The organism is Blastococcus sp. SYSU D00922 (assembly GCF_054050495.1).
In genome coordinates this window covers 121,829-141,977 of sequence record NZ_JBJGZL010000006.1, presented here as the reverse complement: position 1 = coordinate 141,977, position 20,149 = coordinate 121,829, and the positions used below count along the sequence as shown (strand labels likewise).

19 protein-coding genes and 1 tRNA gene are annotated in these 20,149 nt (G+C 74.3%); 12 read left to right on the top strand and 8 right to left on the bottom strand.

What is annotated here, in order from left to right:
* Position 1: 1 nt before the first annotated feature.
* Positions 2 to 868: an SCO6745 family protein gene (locus ACI78T_RS11000; protein WP_456558132.1), complete on the bottom strand. Its 867-nt coding sequence runs from the start codon at positions 866 to 868 to the stop codon at positions 2 to 4.
* A complete protein-coding gene (locus ACI78T_RS10995; protein WP_456558131.1) occupies positions 865 to 1,326 on the bottom strand; it encodes an HNH endonuclease in 462 nt (153 codons plus the stop codon). The genes ACI78T_RS11000 and ACI78T_RS10995 overlap by 4 nt, the downstream gene beginning before the upstream one ends.
* A gap of 267 nt (positions 1,327 to 1,593) precedes the next feature.
* On the opposite strand from ACI78T_RS10995, the gene ACI78T_RS10990 reads away from it, so the two are divergent.
* The 6 genes from ACI78T_RS10990 to ACI78T_RS10965 all read left to right on the top strand — a co-directional run bounded on the left by ACI78T_RS10990 (position 1,594) and on the right by ACI78T_RS10965 (position 8,778).
* Positions 1,594 to 3,666 (top strand): prolyl oligopeptidase family serine peptidase, encoded by a 2,073-nt coding sequence (locus ACI78T_RS10990; protein WP_456558130.1) that lies wholly within the window; start codon positions 1,594 to 1,596, stop codon positions 3,664 to 3,666.
* Between the two features lie 55 nt (positions 3,667 to 3,721).
* Positions 3,722 to 4,729: a mechanosensitive ion channel family protein gene (locus tag ACI78T_RS10985; RefSeq protein WP_456558129.1), complete on the top strand. Its 1,008-nt coding sequence runs from the start codon at positions 3,722 to 3,724 to the stop codon at positions 4,727 to 4,729.
* Complete coding sequence (locus tag ACI78T_RS10980) at positions 4,726 to 6,036, top strand: MFS transporter (RefSeq protein WP_456558241.1); 1,311 nt, start codon at positions 4,726 to 4,728, stop codon at positions 6,034 to 6,036. The genes ACI78T_RS10985 and ACI78T_RS10980 overlap by 4 nt, the downstream gene beginning before the upstream one ends.
* Positions 6,033 to 6,464 (top strand): globin, encoded by a 432-nt coding sequence (locus tag ACI78T_RS10975; RefSeq protein ID WP_456558128.1) that lies wholly within the window; start codon positions 6,033 to 6,035, stop codon positions 6,462 to 6,464. The genes ACI78T_RS10980 and ACI78T_RS10975 overlap by 4 nt, the downstream gene beginning before the upstream one ends.
* A gap of 28 nt (positions 6,465 to 6,492) precedes the next feature.
* Positions 6,493 to 8,076: a glycoside hydrolase family 13 protein gene (locus ACI78T_RS10970; protein ID WP_456558127.1), complete on the top strand. Its 1,584-nt coding sequence runs from the start codon at positions 6,493 to 6,495 to the stop codon at positions 8,074 to 8,076.
* A gap of 105 nt (positions 8,077 to 8,181) precedes the next feature.
* Positions 8,182 to 8,778 (top strand): biotin transporter BioY, encoded by a 597-nt coding sequence (locus ACI78T_RS10965; protein ID WP_456558126.1) that lies wholly within the window; start codon positions 8,182 to 8,184, stop codon positions 8,776 to 8,778.
* A gap of 111 nt (positions 8,779 to 8,889) precedes the next feature.
* Here the strand turns inward: ACI78T_RS10965 and ACI78T_RS10960 are convergent, their stop codons facing one another.
* From ACI78T_RS10960 to ACI78T_RS10950, 3 genes are all read right to left on the bottom strand, one after another.
* On the bottom strand, positions 8,890 to 9,303 hold the full coding sequence (locus ACI78T_RS10960) for an acyl-CoA thioesterase (RefSeq protein ID WP_456558125.1): 414 nt from the start codon (positions 9,301 to 9,303) through the stop codon (positions 8,890 to 8,892).
* Between the two features lie 71 nt (positions 9,304 to 9,374).
* Positions 9,375 to 11,045, bottom strand: a complete 1,671-nt coding sequence (ettA, locus tag ACI78T_RS10955) for an energy-dependent translational throttle protein EttA (RefSeq protein WP_456558124.1) — start codon at positions 11,043 to 11,045, stop codon at positions 9,375 to 9,377.
* Positions 11,046 to 11,145: 100 nt separating this feature from the next.
* The gene (locus ACI78T_RS10950; RefSeq protein ID WP_456558123.1) at positions 11,146 to 11,661 is read right to left on the bottom strand and encodes a single-stranded DNA-binding protein; all 516 of its coding nucleotides are present in this window, start codon (positions 11,659 to 11,661) and stop codon (positions 11,146 to 11,148) included.
* A 204-nt stretch (positions 11,662 to 11,865) separates the two neighbouring features.
* Here ACI78T_RS10950 and ACI78T_RS10945 point away from each other — a divergent pair.
* Both ACI78T_RS10945 and ACI78T_RS10940 read left to right on the top strand, forming a co-directional pair.
* Positions 11,866 to 11,938, top strand: a tRNA-Arg gene (locus ACI78T_RS10945).
* 263 nt (positions 11,939 to 12,201) lie between these two features.
* Positions 12,202 to 13,488: a lytic transglycosylase domain-containing protein gene (locus ACI78T_RS10940; RefSeq protein ID WP_456558122.1), complete on the top strand. Its 1,287-nt coding sequence runs from the start codon at positions 12,202 to 12,204 to the stop codon at positions 13,486 to 13,488.
* Here ACI78T_RS10940 and ACI78T_RS10935 read toward each other — a convergent pair.
* Positions 13,485 to 14,189 (bottom strand): NUDIX hydrolase, encoded by a 705-nt coding sequence (locus tag ACI78T_RS10935; protein WP_456558121.1) that lies wholly within the window; start codon positions 14,187 to 14,189, stop codon positions 13,485 to 13,487. The two genes, ACI78T_RS10940 and ACI78T_RS10935, sit on opposite strands and share 4 nt — an antisense overlap.
* A 71-nt stretch (positions 14,190 to 14,260) precedes the next feature.
* On the opposite strand from ACI78T_RS10935, the gene nadA reads away from it, so the two are divergent.
* The 4 genes from nadA (at position 14,261) to ACI78T_RS10915 (ending at position 18,512) form a co-directional block, all read left to right on the top strand.
* Positions 14,261 to 15,274, top strand: a complete 1,014-nt coding sequence (gene nadA / locus ACI78T_RS10930; RefSeq protein WP_456558120.1) for a quinolinate synthase NadA — start codon at positions 14,261 to 14,263, stop codon at positions 15,272 to 15,274.
* 1 nt (position 15,275) lies between these two features.
* Positions 15,276 to 16,943 (top strand): L-aspartate oxidase, encoded by a 1,668-nt coding sequence (locus tag ACI78T_RS10925; RefSeq protein ID WP_456558119.1) that lies wholly within the window; start codon positions 15,276 to 15,278, stop codon positions 16,941 to 16,943.
* A complete protein-coding gene (nadC, locus tag ACI78T_RS10920; RefSeq protein WP_456558118.1) occupies positions 16,940 to 17,836 on the top strand; it encodes a carboxylating nicotinate-nucleotide diphosphorylase in 897 nt (298 codons plus the stop codon). The genes ACI78T_RS10925 and nadC overlap by 4 nt, the downstream gene beginning before the upstream one ends.
* A 193-nt stretch (positions 17,837 to 18,029) precedes the next feature.
* A complete protein-coding gene (locus ACI78T_RS10915) occupies positions 18,030 to 18,512 on the top strand; it encodes a hypothetical protein (protein WP_456558117.1) in 483 nt (160 codons plus the stop codon).
* A gap of 97 nt (positions 18,513 to 18,609) precedes the next feature.
* Here ACI78T_RS10915 and ACI78T_RS10910 read toward each other — a convergent pair whose 3' ends face one another.
* Both ACI78T_RS10910 and ACI78T_RS10905 read right to left on the bottom strand, forming a co-directional pair.
* Positions 18,610 to 19,644 (bottom strand): LLM class flavin-dependent oxidoreductase, encoded by a 1,035-nt coding sequence (locus tag ACI78T_RS10910; RefSeq protein WP_456558116.1) that lies wholly within the window; start codon positions 19,642 to 19,644, stop codon positions 18,610 to 18,612.
* A 38-nt stretch (positions 19,645 to 19,682) separates the two neighbouring features.
* Positions 19,683 to 20,054, bottom strand: coding sequence for a VOC family protein (locus ACI78T_RS10905; protein WP_456558115.1), 372 nt, complete (start codon positions 20,052 to 20,054; stop codon positions 19,683 to 19,685).
* Positions 20,055 to 20,149: the final 95 nt, after the last annotated feature.

Sequence of the window (20,149 nt, the reverse complement as noted above, 5' to 3'; positions counted from 1 at the left end):
GCTAGACCTCGGTCTCGGGCACCCCGATCGGGTTCCCGGCCGGCCAGTCCCCCGCCCCCACGACCGCCCGGCGGATCGGCGCGAGGAGCCCCGCCAGCCTGTCGCACCCGGCGTCGCCCAGCGCCCGCCACGGCGCGAGGGCCAGCCGGTCGGTGTCCGCCTCGATCGCGGCGACCATGGCCAGGCCCTCGGCGGTGAGCTCGCCCTCGTCCATCCAGCGCCGCTCGACCAGCCGCGCCGTCGCGTCGTCCCACGCGGCGTCGTCCCAGCCCCGGGCCCGGAGCAGCCACTCGCGGTCGGACCGGCCCGCGGCCGCGGCGAGCACGTGGGCGGTGATCCCGTCGACCTCCCGCTGGACCAGGGCGACCGTGTGCCCGTCACCGCGGTGCTCCCGGAGCGTGGTGAGCGCCTGCCACAGGCGCAGGTGCGGCTCGTCGGGCACGGACACGGCGGTGTTGGCCGCGGCGAGCGGGCGACCCGGCAGGTCGACCCCCGACGCAGCCCTCGCGGCGAGGTCCGCCGCCTCCGCCGCCTCCGGCGAGGAGACCCACTCGTCGCCGAGCACCCGGCGGACGGCGCCGTCCACGCCGGCGAGCCGAGCGTCCAGCGCGGCACCCGGCGCGACGTCCGACCAGACCGCCGGCACGCGGCGGGCCACGAAGTCCGGGGCGAAGTTGTAGAAGACCGCCGTCACGACCTCGGCGCCGACCGCGCCCATCGGGGCGGCGCGCTGCGCGAAGTAGCCGCTCCAGAACCCGCGCAGCCCGGCCGCCTCCGCGGCGTCGCGGCACTCCTGGGCGAAGTAGCTCAGGGCGTGGAACGGCTCGGCGAGGGCCCACAGCCTCCGAGCGGTGCCCGGAGAGCTCACGCGCTGACGCTCTCGGGCACGCCCAGCCAGTCCCGCCACCGCGGATCGACCGTCCGCGTCCCGAGCAACCGCCAGGCGGCACCGCTCGGCGTCCGGGGCGGGTGCGGCAGGGCCCAGCCCATCTCCGCCAGGGACCTGTCGGCCTTGGTGTGGTTGCACCGCCGGCAGGCGGCGACCACGTTGTCCCAGGTGTGCGTGCCGCCCCGGCTGCGCGGGACGACGTGGTCGATGCTCGTCGCCGACCCACCGCAGTAGACGCACGTCTGCCCGTCGCGGGTGAACACCGCGCGGCGCGACAGCGGCACGGACGCGGGGTAGGGCACCCGCACGTACCTGGTCAGCCGGACGACGACGGGCACGGGCAGGCTCACCCGCTCGGCGTGGACGACGTCCGCGGCGGAGTCGACCGGCTCCGCTTTCTCCGCCAGGACCAGCACGATGGCCCGCCGGCTCGACACGACGCACAGCGGCTCGTACGTCGCGTTGAGGAGCAGTGTCGCGCTCGTCGTCCCCGGCGAGGGGACAGGCAGCAGCGATGGGTGGTGTGGGTCGCGGCGGGGGCCTGGATGACCCACCGTCGTCGACCCGGACGCGGCTCGCGGCACGGCTCACCTCCGGTCACCCCGGACCGCCGGTGGCTCCGAGACCCGCGGGCTGGCCCCATTCTGACCCGCGGAAGGCCGTTCGGCGTAGTCGGAATGCGCCTGGCAACTACCGTGGGGGCGATGCGCTACCCCGAGGCCCCCCGGCTCGACCTCGTCGAGGACCTGCACGGACACCGCGTCGCCGACCCCTACCGCTGGCTCGAGGACGACGCCGACCCGCGCACGCGGGCGTGGAGCGAGGCCCAGGACGTCCTCGCCGGCGAGCTCCTCTCCCACCTGCCGATGCGGCCGGCGTTCGCCGAGCGCCTGGAGCAGCTGGTGCGCTCCGGCGCGGTCGGCGTCCCGGTCTGGCGGGGCGGCCGCGCCTTCTCCACCCGCCGCGACCCGGGCCAGGAGCACGCCGTCCTGCGGGTGCGCGAGGCCGACGGCACCGTGCGGGTGCTGGTCGACCCCACGGCCCTCGACCCGGCCGGGACGACGACGCTCGACGCGTGGTCGCCCTCGTGGGAGGGCGACCGGCTGGCCTACCAGCTCTCCACGGGTGGCGACGAGGAGTCGCGGCTCTACGTCATGGACGTCGCCACCGGCGAGGTGGTCGACGGCCCGATCGACCGCTGCCGGTACTCCCCCGTCGCCTGGCTGCCCGGCGGCGACGAGCTCTTCTACGTGCGCCGCCTCGCCCCCGACCAGGTGCCCGCCGGGGAGGAGCAGTTCCACCGCCGGGTGTGGCGCCACCGGGTCGGCACCCCCGCCGACGACGACCTGCTCGTGCACGGCGAGGGCAGCGACCCCACCACGTACTTCGGCGTCCACACCAGCCGCGACGGCCGGTGGCTCGTCGTGTCCGGCGCCGCGGGCACCGCTCCGCGCGACGACGTCTGGATCGCCGACCTGGCCGGGGACGGCGCCCTGCGGGACTTCCAGGTCGGCGTCGACGCCCAGACGGCGGCCTGGGTCGCCCGCGACGGGCGGCTGTGGCTGATGTCCGACCGCGGCACGCCGCGCTGGCGGCTGGCCGTCGCCGACCCCGCCGACATGGCCACCTGGGCGCCCGAGGCGTGGCGGGACGTCGTCCCGCAACTCCCCGACGCCGTCCTCTCCGACGTCGCGCTGGTCGACGCCCCGGACGGATCCCTGCAGGTGCTGGCCGTGCACGCCGTGGACGCGACCGACCGGCTGTCGGTGTGGGCCGCGGACGGCTCCGGCCGCCTGGCCGACGTCGAGGGCCTCGGGGCCGGGAGCATCTCCGGCGTCAGCTCGCCGCCCGAGGGCGGCGGGCGGGCGTGGGTCGGCTACACCGACTACGCGACGCCGCCGTCGGTGCTGGTCTGGGACGCCGGCTCGCCGACCGCGCTGGAGAGCTGGGAGCAGGCCGCCGTGGCCGGCGAGGTGCCGGAGCTGACGGTCGTCGAGACGCACGCGACGTCGGCCGACGGCACGCCGGTTCACCTGTTCGTCCTGTCCGGGACCGGCACGCCGGACACGCCGCGGCCGACCGTGCTCTACGGCTACGGCGGCTTCAACGTCTCGGTGACGCCCGCGTACAGCGCGCAGGCGCTGTCCTGGGTGGCCGCCGGCGGCGTCTGGGCCGTGGCGAACCTGCGCGGGGGCTCCGAGCACGGCGAGGAGTGGCACCGGGCCGGGATGCGCGAGCGCAAGCAGAACGTGTTCGACGACTTCGCCGCGGCCGGCGAGCACCTCGTGGCCCAGGGGTGGACGACGCACCGCCAGCTCGGCGTCTTCGGCGGCTCGAACGGCGGGCTGCTCGTCGGCGCGACGCTCACCCAGCGGCCCGACCTGGCCGCGGCCGTCGTCTGCAGCGCCCCGCTGCTCGACATGGTCCGGTACGAGCTGTTCGGCCTGGGGCGGACCTGGAACGACGAGTACGGCACCGCCGAGGACCCCACGGAGCTCGGCTGGCTGCTGGGGTACTCGCCGTACCACGCGGTCCGGGAGGGGACGGCGTACCCGGCGGTCCTGTTCACCACGTTCGAGTCCGACACCCGGGTGCACCCGCTGCACGGCCGGAAGCTCGCCGCCGCGCTGCAGCACGCCACGACGGCGGAGGCGCCGATCGTGCTGCGCAGGGAGACCTCGGTCGGGCACGGCGCCCGGGCGGTCAGCCGGACGGTCGGCCTCGCCGCGGACCAGCTCGCCTTCCTCGCCCAGCACACGGGTCTGGCCCTTCGGTAGGACGCGACCCCCGCATCGCTGACACGGGGACGTTCACCTGGAAGGATTTCCGGTGATGAGCCGATCACTAACCGTGCTGGCCGTGGACGATCCGTCCTCGGGCATGCCCGACTGCGCGGAGTACTGGCTCTGCCAGAAGCTCTACGACTGGTTCGGCATGGACTGGCTGGCCGAGAACGCCCGCGTGCTCGTCGCGACGCCGGCGCGCATCCTGCTGGTCGTCCTCGTGGCGGTGGTCGCGCGGGCGCTGGCGCACCGGGCCATCCGGCGGCTCACCGACCGGACCGCCACCGGCGCGATGCCCACGATCCTGCGCCCGCTGCGCAACCGGGTGGCCCAGCACGACGCCGACGGGCAGATCGTCGAGCGCCGCACCCAGCGGGCCGAGGCCATCGGCTCGGTGCTGCGCAGCTTCGCCTCGATCGTGGTCCTGGGCATCGCCGTCGTCCTGGTGCTCGGCGAGCTGGGCATCAACCTGGCCCCGATCGTCGCCAGCGCCGGCGTGGTCGGCGTGGCGCTCGGTTTCGGCGCGCAGAACCTGATCAAGGACTTCATCGCCGGGATCGGGATCATCCTCGAGGACCAGTACGGCGTCGGTGACGTCGTCGACCTCGGCGAGGCCAGCGGGACCGTCGAGGCGGTGGGCCTGCGGATCACGCGGCTGCGCGACGTCAACGGCGTGGTCTGGTACGTCCGCAACGGCGAGGTCCTGCGGGTGGGAAACAAGAGCCAGGGCTTCGCGCAGGTCGTCATCGACATGCCCGTCGCGCACGACACCGACCTCGAGCGCGCCCGCGCGGTGATGCAGGAGGTCGCCGACGCGATGTACGCCGAGGAGGAGTGGGCGGCGGTGCTGCTCGCCGAGCCCGAGTCGCTCGGCGTCGAGCAGATCACCTCCGAAGGCGTCTTCCTGCGGCTGCAGGTGCGCAGCACCAACGCCGACCAGTGGCGCGTCGGCCGCGAGCTGCGGATGCGGCTCAAGGAGCGGTTCGTCGCCGAGGGCATCCGCACGCCCCTGCCGCTGCTCGCCGGCGCCACCGGCAACGGTTCGGGGGTCCGCTGACCGCGGCCGCGCCCGAGGGGGTCTCCCCGACCGGCGCACCCGAGCGGCAGGCGACGTTCCGCGAGGTCTTCGCCGTCCGCGAGTTCCGCCCGCTGTTCGGGACCTTCCTCCTCTCCACCGCCGGGGACGAGCTCGCCCGGGTGGCGCTGACCGTGCTGGTCTACCAGCGGACGTCCTCGCCGCTGCTGTCGGCGCTCACGTTCGCGATCGGGCATCTGCCCTGGCTGCTCGGCGGCCCGTTCCTCGCCACGATCGCCGACCGGTTCCCCCGGCACCGGGTGCTCATCGCCGCGGACGTGGCGCGGGCCGTCGTCCTCGCCGGCATGGCGATCCCGGGGACGCCGTTGCCGGTGCTGCTCGGGCTGCTGTTCCTGGTGTCGCTGTGCGCGCCACCGTTCGAGTCGGCGCGCTCGGCGCTCATGGCCGACGTGCTGGACGGGGACCGCTACGCCGTCGCGACGTCGCTGACCAACATCACGCTCCAGCTGGCCCAGGTGGTCGGCTTCCTCGCGGCCGGGGCGCTGGTGACCGTGCTCAGCCCGTCGGGGGCGCTGCTCATCGACGCCGGCACGTTCGTCGTGTCCGCGCTGTGGCTGTGGGCCGGGCTGAAACGGCGCCCCGCACCGGCCGGCGACGAGGGTCCCCGGTCGGTCCTGCGGGACACCGGGGCGGGCCTCCGGCTGATCCGCCGGTCATCCCGGCTCATCGCGATCATGGGCGTGCTCTGGGTGGCGACGCTGTTCACCTACGCCTCCGAGGGCGTCGCGGCGCCGCTGGTCCACGAGCTCGGCTCGGACGCGACGGCGGCCATCGGCGTCCTGCTGTCGGCCAACCCGCTGGGCGTCACCGTCGGCGGGCTGGTCATCGCCCGCCTGGTCGCACCGGAGCGGCGCGAGCGGCTGGTGGTCCCGCTGGTCGTGCTGTCCCTGGCACCGCTGCTGGTGGCCGGTGGGGTCGCCGTCGTCGCCGGGCCCGGGACCCTGCCGTTCGCCGTCGTCGTCGGGCTGCTGTTCGTCTCCGGGCTCGGGTCCTCGTGGTTGATCCCGCTGAACGTGTCGTTCGTGCGCGCCGTCCCGGCCGCCTTCCGCGGGCGCGCCTTCGGGGTGGCCGTCAGCGGGCTGTACGGCGTGCAGGCGCTGGGTGCGCTGGCCGCCGGCCTCCTGGCCGAGGGGATCTCGGCCAGCGGGGTGCTCGCCCTGTCCGGTGGTCTCGGTCTCATCGCGGTGGCTCCCGCGCTGGTCGCCTATCGGCGCACCCAGGCCTCCGTGGCGGGAGCCCCCGCCGGTGAGGGACCATCGGGGGCATGAGCGAGTCGAGCCGGCCCCTGCCCTCGGCGCGCACCTTCTACGACGAGGTCGGCGGCGCACCGACCTTCACCCGGCTGGTGGCCCACTTCTACGCGGCGGTGCGGACCGATCCGGTGATCGCGCCGCTGTACCCGCAGGACGACTGGGAGGGCGCCGAGGTCCGCCTGCGGTCGTTCCTGGAGCAGTACTGGGGCGGCCCGACGACCTACTCGCAGCAGCGCGGCCACCCCCGGCTGCGGATGCGGCACGCGCCGTTCGCCATCGGGCCGGCCGAGCGGGACGCCTGGCTGACCCACATGCGGGCAGCCGTCGACTCGCTGGGGCTCACCCCCGAGCAGGACGCGACCCTCTGGGGTTACCTGGAGATGGCCGCGCGCAGCATGCAGAACCGGTTTCCCGACGACGCGGCCGGCGACCTCACCCCCTGAACGTCCCGAACTACCTTCGAGGAGCCCGGTGCCCCCGCACCCGCCCGTCCTCGCGCCGTCCACCGACTGGTGGCGGAGCGCGGTCTTCTACCAGATCTACGTCCGCAGCTTCGCCGACGGCAACGGCGACGGCGTGGGTGACCTGGCCGGCATCCGGTCGCGGCTGGGCTACCTGGCCGACCTCGGCGTGGACGCCCTCTGGATCACGCCGTTCTACCCCTCACCCATGGCCGACCACGGCTACGACGTGGCCGACCCGCGCGACGTCGAGCCGGTGTTCGGGGACCTCGCCGAGTTCGACGCGCTGCTGGCCGAGGCGCACGCGCTGGGCATCCGGGTGACGATCGACCTGGTCCCCAACCACAGCTCGCACGACCACGAGTGGTTCCGGGCGGCGCTGGCGGCGGCTCCCGGCTCGCCGGAGCGGGCGCGGTACCTGTTCCGCGACGGCCGCGGGCCCGACGGCAGCGAGCCGCCGAACAACTGGCCGTCGGTGTTCGGCGGGCCGGCGTGGACGCGCGTGCCCGACGGGCAGTGGTACCTGCACCTGTTCGCTCCCGAGCAGCCCGACCTGAACTTCGGCAACCCCGAGGTGGTGGCCGACCTCGAGGAGACGATGCGCTTCTGGCTGGACCGGGGTGTCGACGGCTTCCGCATCGACGTCGCGCACGGCATGGCCAAGCCCGACGGCCTGCCGGACATGGTGCCGATCGACGACACCGGCCTCCTGGCCGACCACGCCGAGGGCGACCACCGCTTCGACCACGACGGCGTGCACGTCGTGCACCGGCGGATCCGGTCGGTGCTGGACGAGTACCCGGGGACGATGGCGGTCGGCGAGGTCTGGCTGGCCGACGACGACCGGCTGGCCCGGTACCTCCGCGAGGACGAGCTGCAGCTGGCGTTCAACTTCAAGCTGCTGACGGCGGAGTGGGACGCCGACGAGCTGCGCCAGGCGGTCGACCACTCCCTCGCCACCGTCCAGGGGACGCCCGCGCCGGCCTGCTGGGTGCTGTCCAACCACGACCGGCCCCGGCACGTCACCCGCTACGGCGGCGGCGAGTTGGGGCTGCGCCGGGCGCGGGCGGCGGCGCTGCTGCAGCTGGCGCTGCCGGGCGCGAGCTACCTCTACAACGGGGACGAGCTCGGGATGCCCGACGTCGACCTCCCCGACGAGGCTCTGCAGGACCCGATCTGGGAGCGGTCCGGCCGCACCGAGCGGGGCCGTGACGCGTGCCGGATCCCGGTCCCGTGGTCGGGCACCGAGCCGTCGTACGGCTTCTCCTCCCGGCCGGACACCTGGCTGCCCATGCCTCCCGGCTGGGGCGGGCTGACGGCGGAGGCGCAGGCGGCGGACCCGTCGTCGGTGCAGTCGCTGTACCGAGCTGCGCTGGCCCTGCGCCGGGCCTCCGACGCGTTCGGCGACGAGAGCCTGGAGTGGCTGCCGGCCCCCGACGGCTGCCTGGCGTTCCGGCGGTCGTCGGGCCTGGTGTGCCTGGTGAACGTCTCTGGCGCTCCGGTGCCGCTCCCCGAGGGCCGGGTGCTGCTGGCGAGCGACGACGTCGGCACGGGCTCGCTTCCCGTCGACGCCGCGGTGTGGCTGACCGCCTGACCGACCGCCCCGGGTGGCCGTGCCGGCGGTAGTGCAGACTCACCGGTGATCAGCGGCGCCCCGCCTGGCTCGGGCGGGCGCCGACCAGTCGCTCCAGGAGGTTCTGTGGCCACCGCTTCGATGCCCGCGCTGCCGGCGCGCCCGCTCGTCCTCGCCGACCTCGTCCCGGCGGTCCGCGCCCGCAACGTCGTCCTCGTGGCGCTCGGCGTGCTCTTCACCGCGCTGCTCGCGCAGGTGTCGGTGCCGGTCCCGGGTTCGCCCGTGCCGATCACCGGCCAGACGCTGGCTGTGGTCCTCACCGCGGCCGCGCTCGGCCCGGTCCGCGGCGTCGCGGTGCAGGTGTTCTACATCCTGGCCGCTCTCGTCGGGCTGCCCTTCTACTCGGAGGCCAGCGGCGGCTTCGACGTCGTCTTCGGCGCCACGGGCGGTTACGTCGTGGGCTTCATCCCGGCGGCGTTCCTCATCGGCCTGGCGGCCAAGCACGGCGCCGACCGGAACCCGCTGAAGTCGGTGCCGCTGTTCATCGCCGGCCAGGCCGTGATCTTCGCGGTGGGCGTGCCGTGGCTGGCACTGAGCGTCGGCCTGACCGCCAGCCAGGCGCTGGAGGCGGGCTTCTACCCGTTCATCCTCGGCGGCATCGTCAAGGCCGCCGTCGCGGCCGCGGTGCTGGGGACGGCCTGGAAGCTCACCCGGCGCGCCTGATCCACCCCGCTCCACGACCCCCTGACGCCCGCGGCGTCAGGGGGTCGTCGCCTTCCGGGGGTGTTTCCCTCGTGCGCGCCACTTCGGAGAAGTGGCGAGGAACCGGAACAGTCAGGCGACGGGTTCGTCGGCGTAGCGGAGCAGGAACGCTTTCTCCTCGGGTGTGATGCGCCGGGGGCGTTCGAGCGCGAAGTCGAAGGGCACGAGGACCGTGCTCCCGGTGACGGCCAGCCGGCCGTGGTCGAACAGCTCGTAGTGGCAGGTGAACGACGCCGCCCGGATGCCCGAGACCCAGATCTGGACCTCCAGCGGCTCGGCGTCGTAGACCACCGAGCGCTTGTAGGAGATCTCGTGCGAGTGGACGACGAGGCCGCGGCGCATGCCGGTCCGCTCGTCGTGCGTGGGGTGCTCGAAGAAGAGGTTCACGCGGGCCATCTCGAAGTAGCCGAGGAAGGCCACGTTGTTGATGTGCTGGTAGGCGTCCATGTCCGACCAGCGCATCGGCACGTGCACCGTGTGTCTCACGCCGCCACCCTGCCCTACCGACGCCACGGGCCGCCCCAGCGGGTTGCTGGGGCGGCCCGTGGCACCAGTCGTCAGTCGCGGGTGAGCTTGCGGTAGGTGGCGCGGTGCGGGCGTGCCGCCTCGGCCCCGAGCCGCTCGATCTTGTTCTTCTCGTAGTCGGCGAAGTTGCCCTCGAACCAGAACCACTTCGACTCGCCCTCGTAGGCGAGGATGTGCGTCGCCACGCGGTCGAGGAACCACCGGTCGTGGCTGACCACCACGGCGCAGCCGGGGAACTCCAGCAGCGCGCTCTCCAGGCTGGTCAGGGTCTCGACGTCGAGGTCGTTGGTCGGCTCGTCGAGCAGCAGCAGGTTGCCGCCCTGCTTGAGGGTCAACGCGAGGTTGAGGCGGTTGCGCTCACCACCGGACAGCACGCCAGCCGGCTTCTGCTGGTCCGGACCCTTGAACCCGAACGCCGCGACGTAGGCCCGCGACGGCATCTCGACGTTGCCGACCTGGATGTGGTCGAGCCCGTCGGACACGACCTCCCACAGGGTCTTCTTCGGGTCGATGCCGCTGCGGTTCTGCTCGACGTAGGACAGCTTGACGGTCTCGCCGACCTTGATGTCGCCGTCGTTCGGCTTCTCCTCGCCGACCAGCATCTTGAACAGCGTGGTCTTGCCGGCACCGTTGGGGCCGACGACGCCGACGATGCCGTTGCGCGGCAGCGTGAAGGAGAGGTCGTCGATCAGCAGACGGTCGCCGAAGCCCTTGACCAGGTTCTTGGTCTCGACGACGACGTTGCCCAGGCGCGGGCCCGGCGGGATCTGGATCTCCTCGAAGTCCAGCTTGCGGTACTTCTCGGCCTCCGCGGCCATCTCCTCGTACCGGGCCAGACGCGCCTTGCTCTTCGCCTGGCGGGCCTTGGCGCCCGAGCGCACCCACTCCAGCTCCTCGGCGAGGCGCTTCTGCCGCTTCGCGTCCTTGGCGCCCTCGACCTTGAGGCGGGCGGCCTTCGTCTCGAGGTAGGTGGAGTAGTTGCCCTCGTACGGGTACGCGCGCCCGCGGTCGAGCTCGAGGATCCACTGCGCCACGTTGTCCAGGAAGTACCGGTCGTGGGTGACGGCGACGACGGTGCCGGCGTACTTCTCCAGGTGCTGCTCCAGCCAGGCCACGCTCTCGGCGTCGAGGTGGTTGGTGGGCTCGTCGAGCAGCAGCAGGTCGGGCGCCTCGAGCAGCAGCTTGCACAGCGCGACGCGGCGGCGCTCACCACCGGACAGGACGGTGACGTCGGCGTCGCCGGGCGGGCAGCGCAGCGCGTCCATCGCCTGCTCGATGCGGGCGTCGAGCTCCCACCCGTCGTTGTTCTCGATGACCTCCATGAGCTCGCCCTGCTCGGCGAGGAGGGCGTCGAAGTCGGCGTCGGGCTCGCCCATCGCCGCGCTGACCTCCTCGAAGCGGCGCAGCGCGTCGCGGAGGGGCTTCACCGCCTCCTCGACGTTGCCGCGCACGTCGAGCGACTCGTTGAGGGGCGGCTCCTGCAGGAGGATGCCGACCGTCGCCTCGGGCGCCAGCGTCGCCTCGCCGTTGGAGGGCTGCTGCATGCCGGCCATGATCTGGAGCACGGTCGACTTGCCGGCGCCGTTGGGGCCGACGACGCCGATCTTCGCGCCGGGCAGGAACGACAGGGTGACGTTGTCGAGGATCACCTTGTCGCCGTGCGCCTTGCGCGCGCGGACCATCGTGTAGATGTACTGAGCCACTGGGCTTCGGAGCCTTCCGTCGTCTCGCGAGCGGGGGCGGGACCGCGTGCTGCGGCCCCACCCCGTGCGTTCTCGCCCCCGATCCTCCCAGCCCGGGCAACTAGACGTGCGCGGGCTCCAGGTCGGAGGGGTTCACCTCTCCCAACGTCCCGTCCCCCACCTCGTAGTCCCGCCCCTCGAGGAACTCCGACAGCTCGTCGGAGGTCGACGGCGCGTCCTCGTCCGACGGCGGAGCCGGCTCGTCCGGCGTGGCGGCCGCGGCCCGGGCGGTCCGCCGGAAGTCGGCCGTGCCGCGCGCGAGGTTGGGCGCCACCGCCTCGGCCTTGATCTGGGGGCGGCTGCGCCGTCCCTCCTCCGAGTCCCACGAGTGCGTGCGGATGGTGCCTACGACGACGACCGGGTCGCCCTTGCTGACGCTGTGCGAGACGTTGCCGCCCAGCTCGCCCCAGCACTCGACGTCCACGAAGAAGGAGGAGCCGTCGACCCAGGTCTGCGACCCGGTGTCGAAGCGGCGCTCGGTGGAGGCCAGCCGGAAGTTGGTGACGCTGCCGTTCTGGGTCCGGTTGCGGGTCGGGGAGTTGACGACGTTGCCGATGAAAGTGACCTTGTTGCTCACGGTGCTCCTCCGGTCTGCTGCGCCGGTGCGGCGCGGCCGGCTCGGTGCCGGCGTGCGACGACCTTCGGCCCGGCCGGACCCCCGTGGCACCGCCGTGGAGCATCTGTGGACGGCCGCCCGCCCTGTGGACGCTCACCCGCCTGCGTGAGTGACCCGCCGGCCACCACGTCGCCGCCACCGGGCGATGCGATGATCGGCGCCCGAGCGCCCGTAGCTCAGCGGATAGAGCAGGTGCCTTCTAAGCACTTGGTCGCAGGTTCGAGTCCTGCCGGGCGCGCTCCGCCGCCCTTCCGCGTCACCGATCGCGCACTCCGTCGTTACCCGTGATAGCGCGTCGCAGGTTTCATGCATCGCGCGCCTCTGACCGGGGTAGACGCCCCGCGCCAGGTCACGGGGGACCAACGAGCCAACGGTGGATCGTCTGGAGTGACAGTGGGTCAGTCGAGTTCCTCGAGTCAGTTCGAGCCGCCCAGCACCGGCGGAGCGCAGTCCCTCGAACCACGCCCGAGACGGCGGGTGCCAGGGCGCAAACGGTGGTTCGTGGTCGCCGGCGTGCTGGCCGCCTTCACCGCGATGGTGGCTCCGCCGGCGCAGTCAGAGGACCTGCAGGCGGTCGGCCACGCGGACGACTTCGCCGTCCCGCGCACCCTCGCCGCCCGGTGGGCCATCCCGGCGCTCTCCGAGGGCGCACCCGACGGCGCGGTGACCCTGACGGCCGTCCCGGCCCGGGCCGCCGGTCCCCAGGCCCCCGCGCCCGAGGCGGTCGTCACCGGGCTCGCGGCCAACGGCATCCCGAACGTCGCGCTCAACGCCTACCGCGTGGCCGCGGCCCGGATGGCGACGGCGAAGGGCGAGTGCGGCATCGACTGGTCGCTGCTGGCCGGCATCGGCCGGGTCGAGTCCAACCACGGGCGCTACGGCGGCGCGGTCCTCGGACCCGACGGCTCGGCCACGCCGAAGATCCTCGGCCCGGCGCTGGACGGCGGTCAGTTCGCCTACATCGGCGACAGCGACGACGGCATGTGGGACAACGACACCCGCTACGACCGCGCCATGGGCCCGATGCAGTTCATCCCGACGACGTGGCGCTCCTACGCCATCGACGCCGACGAGAACGGCGTGACCGACCCCTTCAACATCAACGACGCCGCCCTCGCCGCGGCCAACTACCTCTGCGTCGCCGGCGGCAACCTGCGCACCGACGGCGGCCAGCGCAAGGCCGTGCTCGCGTACAACCACTCCGACGAGTACGCCGACGAGGTCCTCGCGCTCGCCCGCGCCTACGCCACCGGGATGCCGGTCGCCGACCTGCCCATCGTCGGCAACACCAGCGGTGCCGTGCCTCCGCCGACCGCGTTCTACGGGGCGCCCGCGGCGCCGGGGCCGGCCATCGGCTTCCGCGACACGACGTCGTCGCCCCCGGAGGAGACGGTCGCGTACTCGCCCCCGGCCGGCTCGGGTGGCGGGGCGCCGGCCGGGCAGCCGGCCGCGTCCGGCGGTGGCCAGCCGGCCCAGCCCGCCGACAGCGGAGGCGGGACCGGAGCGGCGCCGCAGCAGGGCAGCACGCCGTCGAACTCCGGCAGCCAGCCCCCGCCCTCGACGTCGGGTGGTCAGCCCGCGCCGCCCGCTCCGGCCCCCGCTCCGGCGCCGCTGCCCGTGCCGGTCCCGGCTCCGCTGCCGGCTCCCCCGCCGCCTGTGAGCAACCCGCTGCCCGCTCCGCCGCCACCGCCCGCGGTGGTCTACCTCCCCGGCACCACGATCGAGGCCATCCGCGGGAAGACGTGCGATCTGCCGCTGCTGCCGGTCTGTCCGCCTGGGACGCCCTAGCGGGACGAGGGCGGTTTGAGCACGGCGAACGGGTCGGTGACCTCCAGCGCATCCGACGCGAAGCGGTAGAGGGCGGCCGGCCGCCCCCCGGCCCGCCCGGGGGGCGCCAGCTCGCCCGTCGCCTCGAGCACCCCCCGCCGCAGGAGCACCCGCTGGAGGTTGGTCGCCGTCACCTCGTAGCCCAGGGCGGCGACGTAGATGTCGCGGAGCTCGGCGATCGAGAAGGCGGGCGGCGCCAGGGCGAAGCCGACGTTCGTGTACGACAGCTTCGCCCGCAGCCGGGCCAGCGCGGACTCGACGATCGAGCCGTGGTCGAACGCCGTCCGGGGCAGGTCGTCGGTGGGGAGCCACCGGGTGTCCTCCGGCAGGACCGGGTCGAGGTCGGACGGGATGAGGCCCAGGTAGGCGGTCGCGACGGTCCGTCCCCGCGGGTCGCGACCCGGGTCGCTGCGCGTCTCGAGCTGCTCGAGGTGCGCCAGGTGGGTGACCTCGACCTTGCTCGCCAGTTGCCGCGCCACCGATGCGCCGAGCGTCTCGTCGGCCAGCAGCGGCCCGCCCGGTAGCGCCCACGCTCCGGCGAAGGGGTCGTTCGCGCGCTCCCACAGCATCACGTGCAGCCGCGCCGACCTGACCTGCAGCACGGCCGCGAGCGCGTGGTGCGGGTAGGCGGGACGGTCCGGCGAGGACCACACGGAAGGCACGACGGGAATGCTATGGTCCGTCCCACAGGTTTTCGACTGTGGGTAAGAAACCCACTCCTCCGGAGGTCCCGGTGACCGCGACGCTGCCCGCCCCTACCGCCACTGCCTGGACGGCTGCCCAGTGGGACGACTGGCGCCACGAGGTCCGCCGCCTCGCCCGGGAGCGCGACGTCGTCGTCCTCGCGCACAACTACCAGGCCCCGGAGATCCAGGACGTCGCCGACCACGTCGGCGACTCGCTCGCGCTCTCCCGGCTCGCCGCCGCCAGCGACGCGTCGACCATCGTCTTCGCCGGCGTCCACTTCATGGCCGAGACGGCGAAGATCCTGGCGCCCGAGAAGACGGTGCTTGTGCCCGACGCGGCCGCCGGCTGCTCGCTCGCCGACACCATCACCGCCGATCAGCTGCGGGCGTGGAAGGCCGAGCGCCCCGGCGCCGTCGTCGTCTCCTACGTCAACACCTCCGCCGAGGTGAAGGCCGAGACCGACATCTGCTGCACGTCGTCGAACGCCGTCGAGGTCGTCGAGTCGATCCCGGCCGACCGGGAGGTGCTGTTCCTCCCCGACCAGTTCCTCGGGGCGCACGTCCAGCGCGTCACCGGCCGGCAGAACATGCGCATCTGGATGGGCGAGTGCCACGTGCACGCCGGCATCTCGCCCACCGACCTGCGCGCCAGCGTCGAGGCCGCCCCGGACGCCGAGCTGCTGGTGCACCCCGAGTGCGGCTGCGCGACGAGCGCGCTGTGGATGGTGTCCGACGGTCAGCTGCCCACGGAGCGGGTCCACATCCTCTCCACCGGCGGGATGCTCGACGAGGCCCGGCGGACGACGGCGAAGCGGGTGCTCGTCGCCACCGAGATCGGCATGCTGCACCAGCTGCGGCAGGCCAACCCGTCGACCGCCTTCGAGCCGGTCAACTCCCGCGCCGCCTGCCCCTACATGAAGATGTCGACCCCGGAGAAGCTGCTGCGGGCGCTGCGCGAGGGGCGCGACGAGGTCACCGTCGACCCGGCCGTCGCCGCCCGGGCCCGCGCCGCCGTCGAGGCCATGGTCGCCATCGGCACGCCGTCGCCGGTCGGTGAGTGAGGTGAGCGCGGGTCTCGGCCGGGTGGTCCCGGCCCTGCCGCTGCCGCCGGCCGGCTGGGCCCGGACGACGGACGTCGTCGTCGTGGGCACCGGCGCGGCGGGCCTCATGACGGCGGTGGCGCTCGCCGACGCCGGCCGCGCGGTCACCGTGGTCACGAAGGGCGCGCTGGGCGACGGCAGCACGGGGTGGGCCCAGGGTGGCCTGGCGGTGGTCCTCGGTCCGGACGACGACGCCGAGCTGCACCTGCGCGACACACTCGAGGCGGGCGCCGGCCTCTGCGACGAGGAGGCGGTGCGCACCCTCGTCGAGGAGGCGCCCGCGGCCGTCGCGCTGCTCCAGCAGCTGGGCGCGCGGCTCGACCTCGACCGGTACGGCAGGCCTGCCCTGACCCGGGAGGGCGGGCACAGCCGCGACCGGATCGTGCACGCCGGCGGCGACGCCAGCGGCGCCGAGGTCACCCGCACGCTCGGCGACGCGCTGCGCGCACGAGGCGTCGAGGTGCTCGAGCACACCGCGGCCCTCGACGCGCTGCTCACCGCCGACGGCCGGATCGCCGGCGTGCGGGTGGCGCGCACCCACGAGGGCGCGCTGACCCACGCCGGCGACCTGCGGGCCCGGGCCGTCGTCCTCGCGACCGGCGGGTTCGGCCAGCTCTACGCCGCCAGCTCCAACCCCGCCGGGGCGACCGGAGACGGCCTGGCCCTCGCCCTGCGCGCCGGCGCCGAGGTCGCCGACGTCGAGATGGTGCAGTTCCACCCCACGGTCCTCTGGACCGGACCCGCCGCCCGCGGCCAGCAGGTGCTGGTGTCCGAGGCGGTGCGCGGCGAGGGGGCCGTGCTGGTCGACGCCGACGGCCGCCGGGTCATGCTCGGCGCCCACCCGCTGGCCGACCTCGCGCCCCGCGACGTCGTCTCCGCCACGATCGCCGCGCACCTGCGCGCCACGGGCGCGGACGCCGTCCTCCTCGACGCCACCCACCTCGGTGCCGACTTCGTCGCCCGTCGCTTCCCCGGCATCACCGCCGCCTGCGCGGCCGCCGGCTTCGACCTGGGCCGGAAGCCGGTGCCGGTCGCGCCGGCCGCGCACTACACCTGCGGCGGGGTCGTGGCCGACCTCGACGGCCGCACCACCGTGCCCGGGCTGTTCGCCGTGGGCGAGGTCGCGTGCACCGGCGTCCAGGGCGCCAACCGGCTGGCCTCGAACTCCATCACCGAGGGGCTCGTCGCGGCCCGCCGCTGCGCCGCGCTGCTGGCGATCGAGCTGCCCGAGGGCGGGGAGCCCTCCCCCACGCCCGGCTTCCCCACGGCGATCGCCCCTGCGGCGCGCGCCGGCATCTCGGCCGCGGCCACCCGGCACGCCGGCGTCGTCCGGGACGCCGCGGGGCTCGCCGAGCTCGCGGGGCTGCTGTCCGCGGCACCCCACCTCGGACCGGACGCCGTCCCGGACGTCGCCACCGTCGAGACGACGGCCCTGCACACCGTCGCCACCGTCCTCGCCGCCGCGGCGGGGGCCAGGACGGAGAGCCGTGGCTGCCACCGGCGGCTCGACGCCCCGGACACCCGTCCGGAGTGGCAGGTGCGGCTGGTCCACCGGATCGACCGCGCCGGCCACCTGCACACGCGCACCGAGCCGGTCCGCGCCCTGGCCGTCGCACGGGTGGTCGCGTGAACGGCGACGGGGTGCTCCGCCCCGCCCTCGCCGCGGCGCTCGAGCACGCCGGGCTGGATCCCGCCGCGGTCGCGCGGGTCATCTGCAGGGCGCTCGAGGAGGACCTCGCCTTCGGCCCCGACGTGACGACCGAGTCCACGGTCCCCGAGGCGTCCCGGGCCATCGGCGACGTCGTCCCGCGGACCCCCGGTGTGCTCGCCGGCCTGCCCGTCGCCGCCGCTGTGTTCGACCTCGTGGGCGGGCCGCGGGTCGACGTCTCGCTGCACGCCGTCGACGGGGATCCCGCCGAGCCGGGCCGGACGGCGCTCACCGTCAGCGGCCCGGCGCGCTCCCTGCTCACCGCCGAGCGCACCGCGCTGAACCTGGTCGGCCACCTCTCCGGCGTCGCCACGCTGACCCGGCGCTGGGTCGACGCGGTGGCCGGCACGGGTGCCGCCGTCCGGGACACGCGCAAGACGACGCCCGGACTTCGGGCGCTCGAGAAGTACGCCGTCCGCTGCGGCGGCGGGGTCAACCACCGGATGGCCCTGGGAGACGCGGCGCTGGTGAAGGACAACCACGTGGCGGCCGCGGGCGGGATCACCGCTGCGGTGGAGGCCGTCCGGGCGCACGCGCCGGAGGTGCCGCTGGAGGTCGAGTGCGACACCCTCGAGCAGGTGCGCGAGGCCGTCGCCGCGGGCGTCGAGCTCATCCTGCTCGACAACTTCTCCCTCGCCGACACCCGGACGGCCGTGGACCTCGTCCGCGGGACGGGTGTCCGGCTGGAGGCCAGCGGCGGGCTGACCCTCGAGCGCGCTGCGGTGGTCGCCGCGACCGGCGTCGACTACCTGGCGGTGGGTGCGCTCACGCACAGCGCCCCGGTGCTGGACCTGGGCTTCGACCTGCGCGGATGAGCGCCCGATCGGGTGATGGAACAGCGTTCCCGAACGGTCGCGTTCCGCGACGACGCACCGGCCGACGCCGCGTCGTGTCCCCCACGAGGGGTGGTTCACCCGCCTCCCGGACGGTGCTCCCCGGCGTGTCTTCCTAGCGTCCGACGTGCGTGATCCACCGCCGGATCACCTGCACACGTGGAGGAAAAACCGAGTGAAGACCCGTCTCCGGTTCGCCGCGATCGCCGTCGCCGCAGCCGTGCCGCTGTCCGTGTCGACCGGTGTGGCGAGCGCGTACGACACCCCGTCCTACCCGCCGCCCCACGAGCAGACCGGCGGCGAGGGCTGCACGCCCGGCTACTGGAAGAACCACACCGACAGCTGGGAGCGCTACGCCCCCACCAGCACGGTGCGTTCGGTCTTCACCGCGGCCACCGGCGACCTCGGCTCGGCGACGCTGCTCGAGGCGCTGTCGTTCAAGGGTGGCAACGGCGTCGACGGCGCGAGCCGGATCCTGCTCCGCGCGGCCACGGCGGCCGTGCTGAACGCGGCGAACGACGACGTCGACTACGCGTTCACCAGCAGCAAGATCATCGCTGACGTGGACGCCGCCCTCCGCACGGGCGACCGCTCGGTCATCCTGGCGCTGGCCGCCACGCTGGACGACGCCAACAACGCGGGCTGCACGCTGAACTGACGCACCGCACGGACACGAGAACGCCCCCGCGCACTCGCGCGGGGGCGTTCTCGTGTCTCCGGCCCACCGTTCGCGCACGAACGGTGCGGTCGGCCCGTCAGCGCTGGGAGGGGTGGCGCCAGCCGATCGCCGGCGCGACGTGCCGCACGATGTTCTCCAGCAGCCGGGCGTTGTAGTCGACGCCGAGCATGTTGGGCACCGTGATCAGCAGGGTGTCGGCCTCGCGGACGGCCGCGTCCTTCGCCAGCTCCTCGGCCAGCGCGTCCGGCTCGCCCACGTAGCTCTTCCCGAAACGTGCCCGGACCCCCTCGAGGATGCCGACCTGGTCCTCGCTCGACCGCTCGCTGCCGAAGTAGGCGCGGTCCTCGTCGCTGACGATCGGCAGGACGCTGCGGCTGACCGAGACCCGCGGCTCGCGCTCCCAGCCGGCCTCGGCCCACGCCGTCCGGAACCGGGCGATCTGCTCGGCCTGCAGCTCGTCGAACGGCACGCCCGTGTCCTCGACCAGCAGCGTGGAGCTCATCAGGTTCATCCCCTGCTGGGCGGTCCACTCCCCCGTCGCGCGGGTCCCGGACCCCCACCAGATGCGGTCGCGCAGCCCCGGGGACTGCGGCTGGATCGCCAGCCGGCCACGGGTGCCGCCGGTCATCCGCGGGTCGGCCTCGACGACGGTCTGCCCCTCCAGCGCGGCGAGGAAGAGCCCCGTCTTGTCGCGGGCGAGGTCGGCGTCGCTGCTGCCCTCCGGGGGCACGTAGCCGAACGCCTCCGAGCCGCGCAGCGCCGTCTCCGGTGACCCCCGGCTGATGCCCAGCTGCAGCCGGCCGTCGGACAGCAGGTCGGTCGCCGCGGCCTCCTCGGCCATGTACAGCGGGTTCTCGTACCGCATGTCGACGACGCCGGTGCCGATCTCGATCCGGCTGGTGCGTGCCGCCATCGCCGCGAGCAGCGGGAAGGGCGAGGCGAGCTGCCGGGCGAAGTGGTGCACCCGCACGAACGCGCCGTCCACCCCGAGCTCCTCGGCCGCCACGGCCAGCTCGACGCTCTGCACGAGGGCGTCCCGGCCGGTCCGCACCTGCGATCCGGGGATGGGCTGCCAGTGCCCGAAGGACAGGAACCCGATCTTCTTCTCCACGACCGTTCGAGCACCGACGGGGCCGCGGCTGTTCCCGGTCACCCCCGCGGAGGGATCTCCTGGACGGCCCAGCCGTTGCCGTCGGGGTCGGTGAAGTAGACGAACGCACCCCACGGCTGCCGGTCGACCTCGCCCACGTCGAGGCCCCGTCCCACCAGCTCGGCTCGGGCCGCCTCGATGTCCGGCACCACCATCTGGAGGCCCTGCGCCGAGCCGGGGGGCGTCCGGACGAGTCCGGTGCCCAGCGCGATGGAGCAGGCCGAGCCCGGCGGGGTCAGCTGGACGAACCGCAGCTCGTCGCTCACCCGGTGGTCGTGGTCGAGGACGAAGCCGGCCTTCTCCACGTAGAACGCGATGGCCCGGTCCACGTCGGTGACCGGGACCGCCACCAGTTCCAGCTTCCAGTCCATGAGTGCCTCCGCTCGGTCGCGCACCCCGGCCGGGGTGCCCTCGACCACCCTCCCGTGTCATGAGGTCAGATCCCGGCCGCGATGACCGAGAGGGC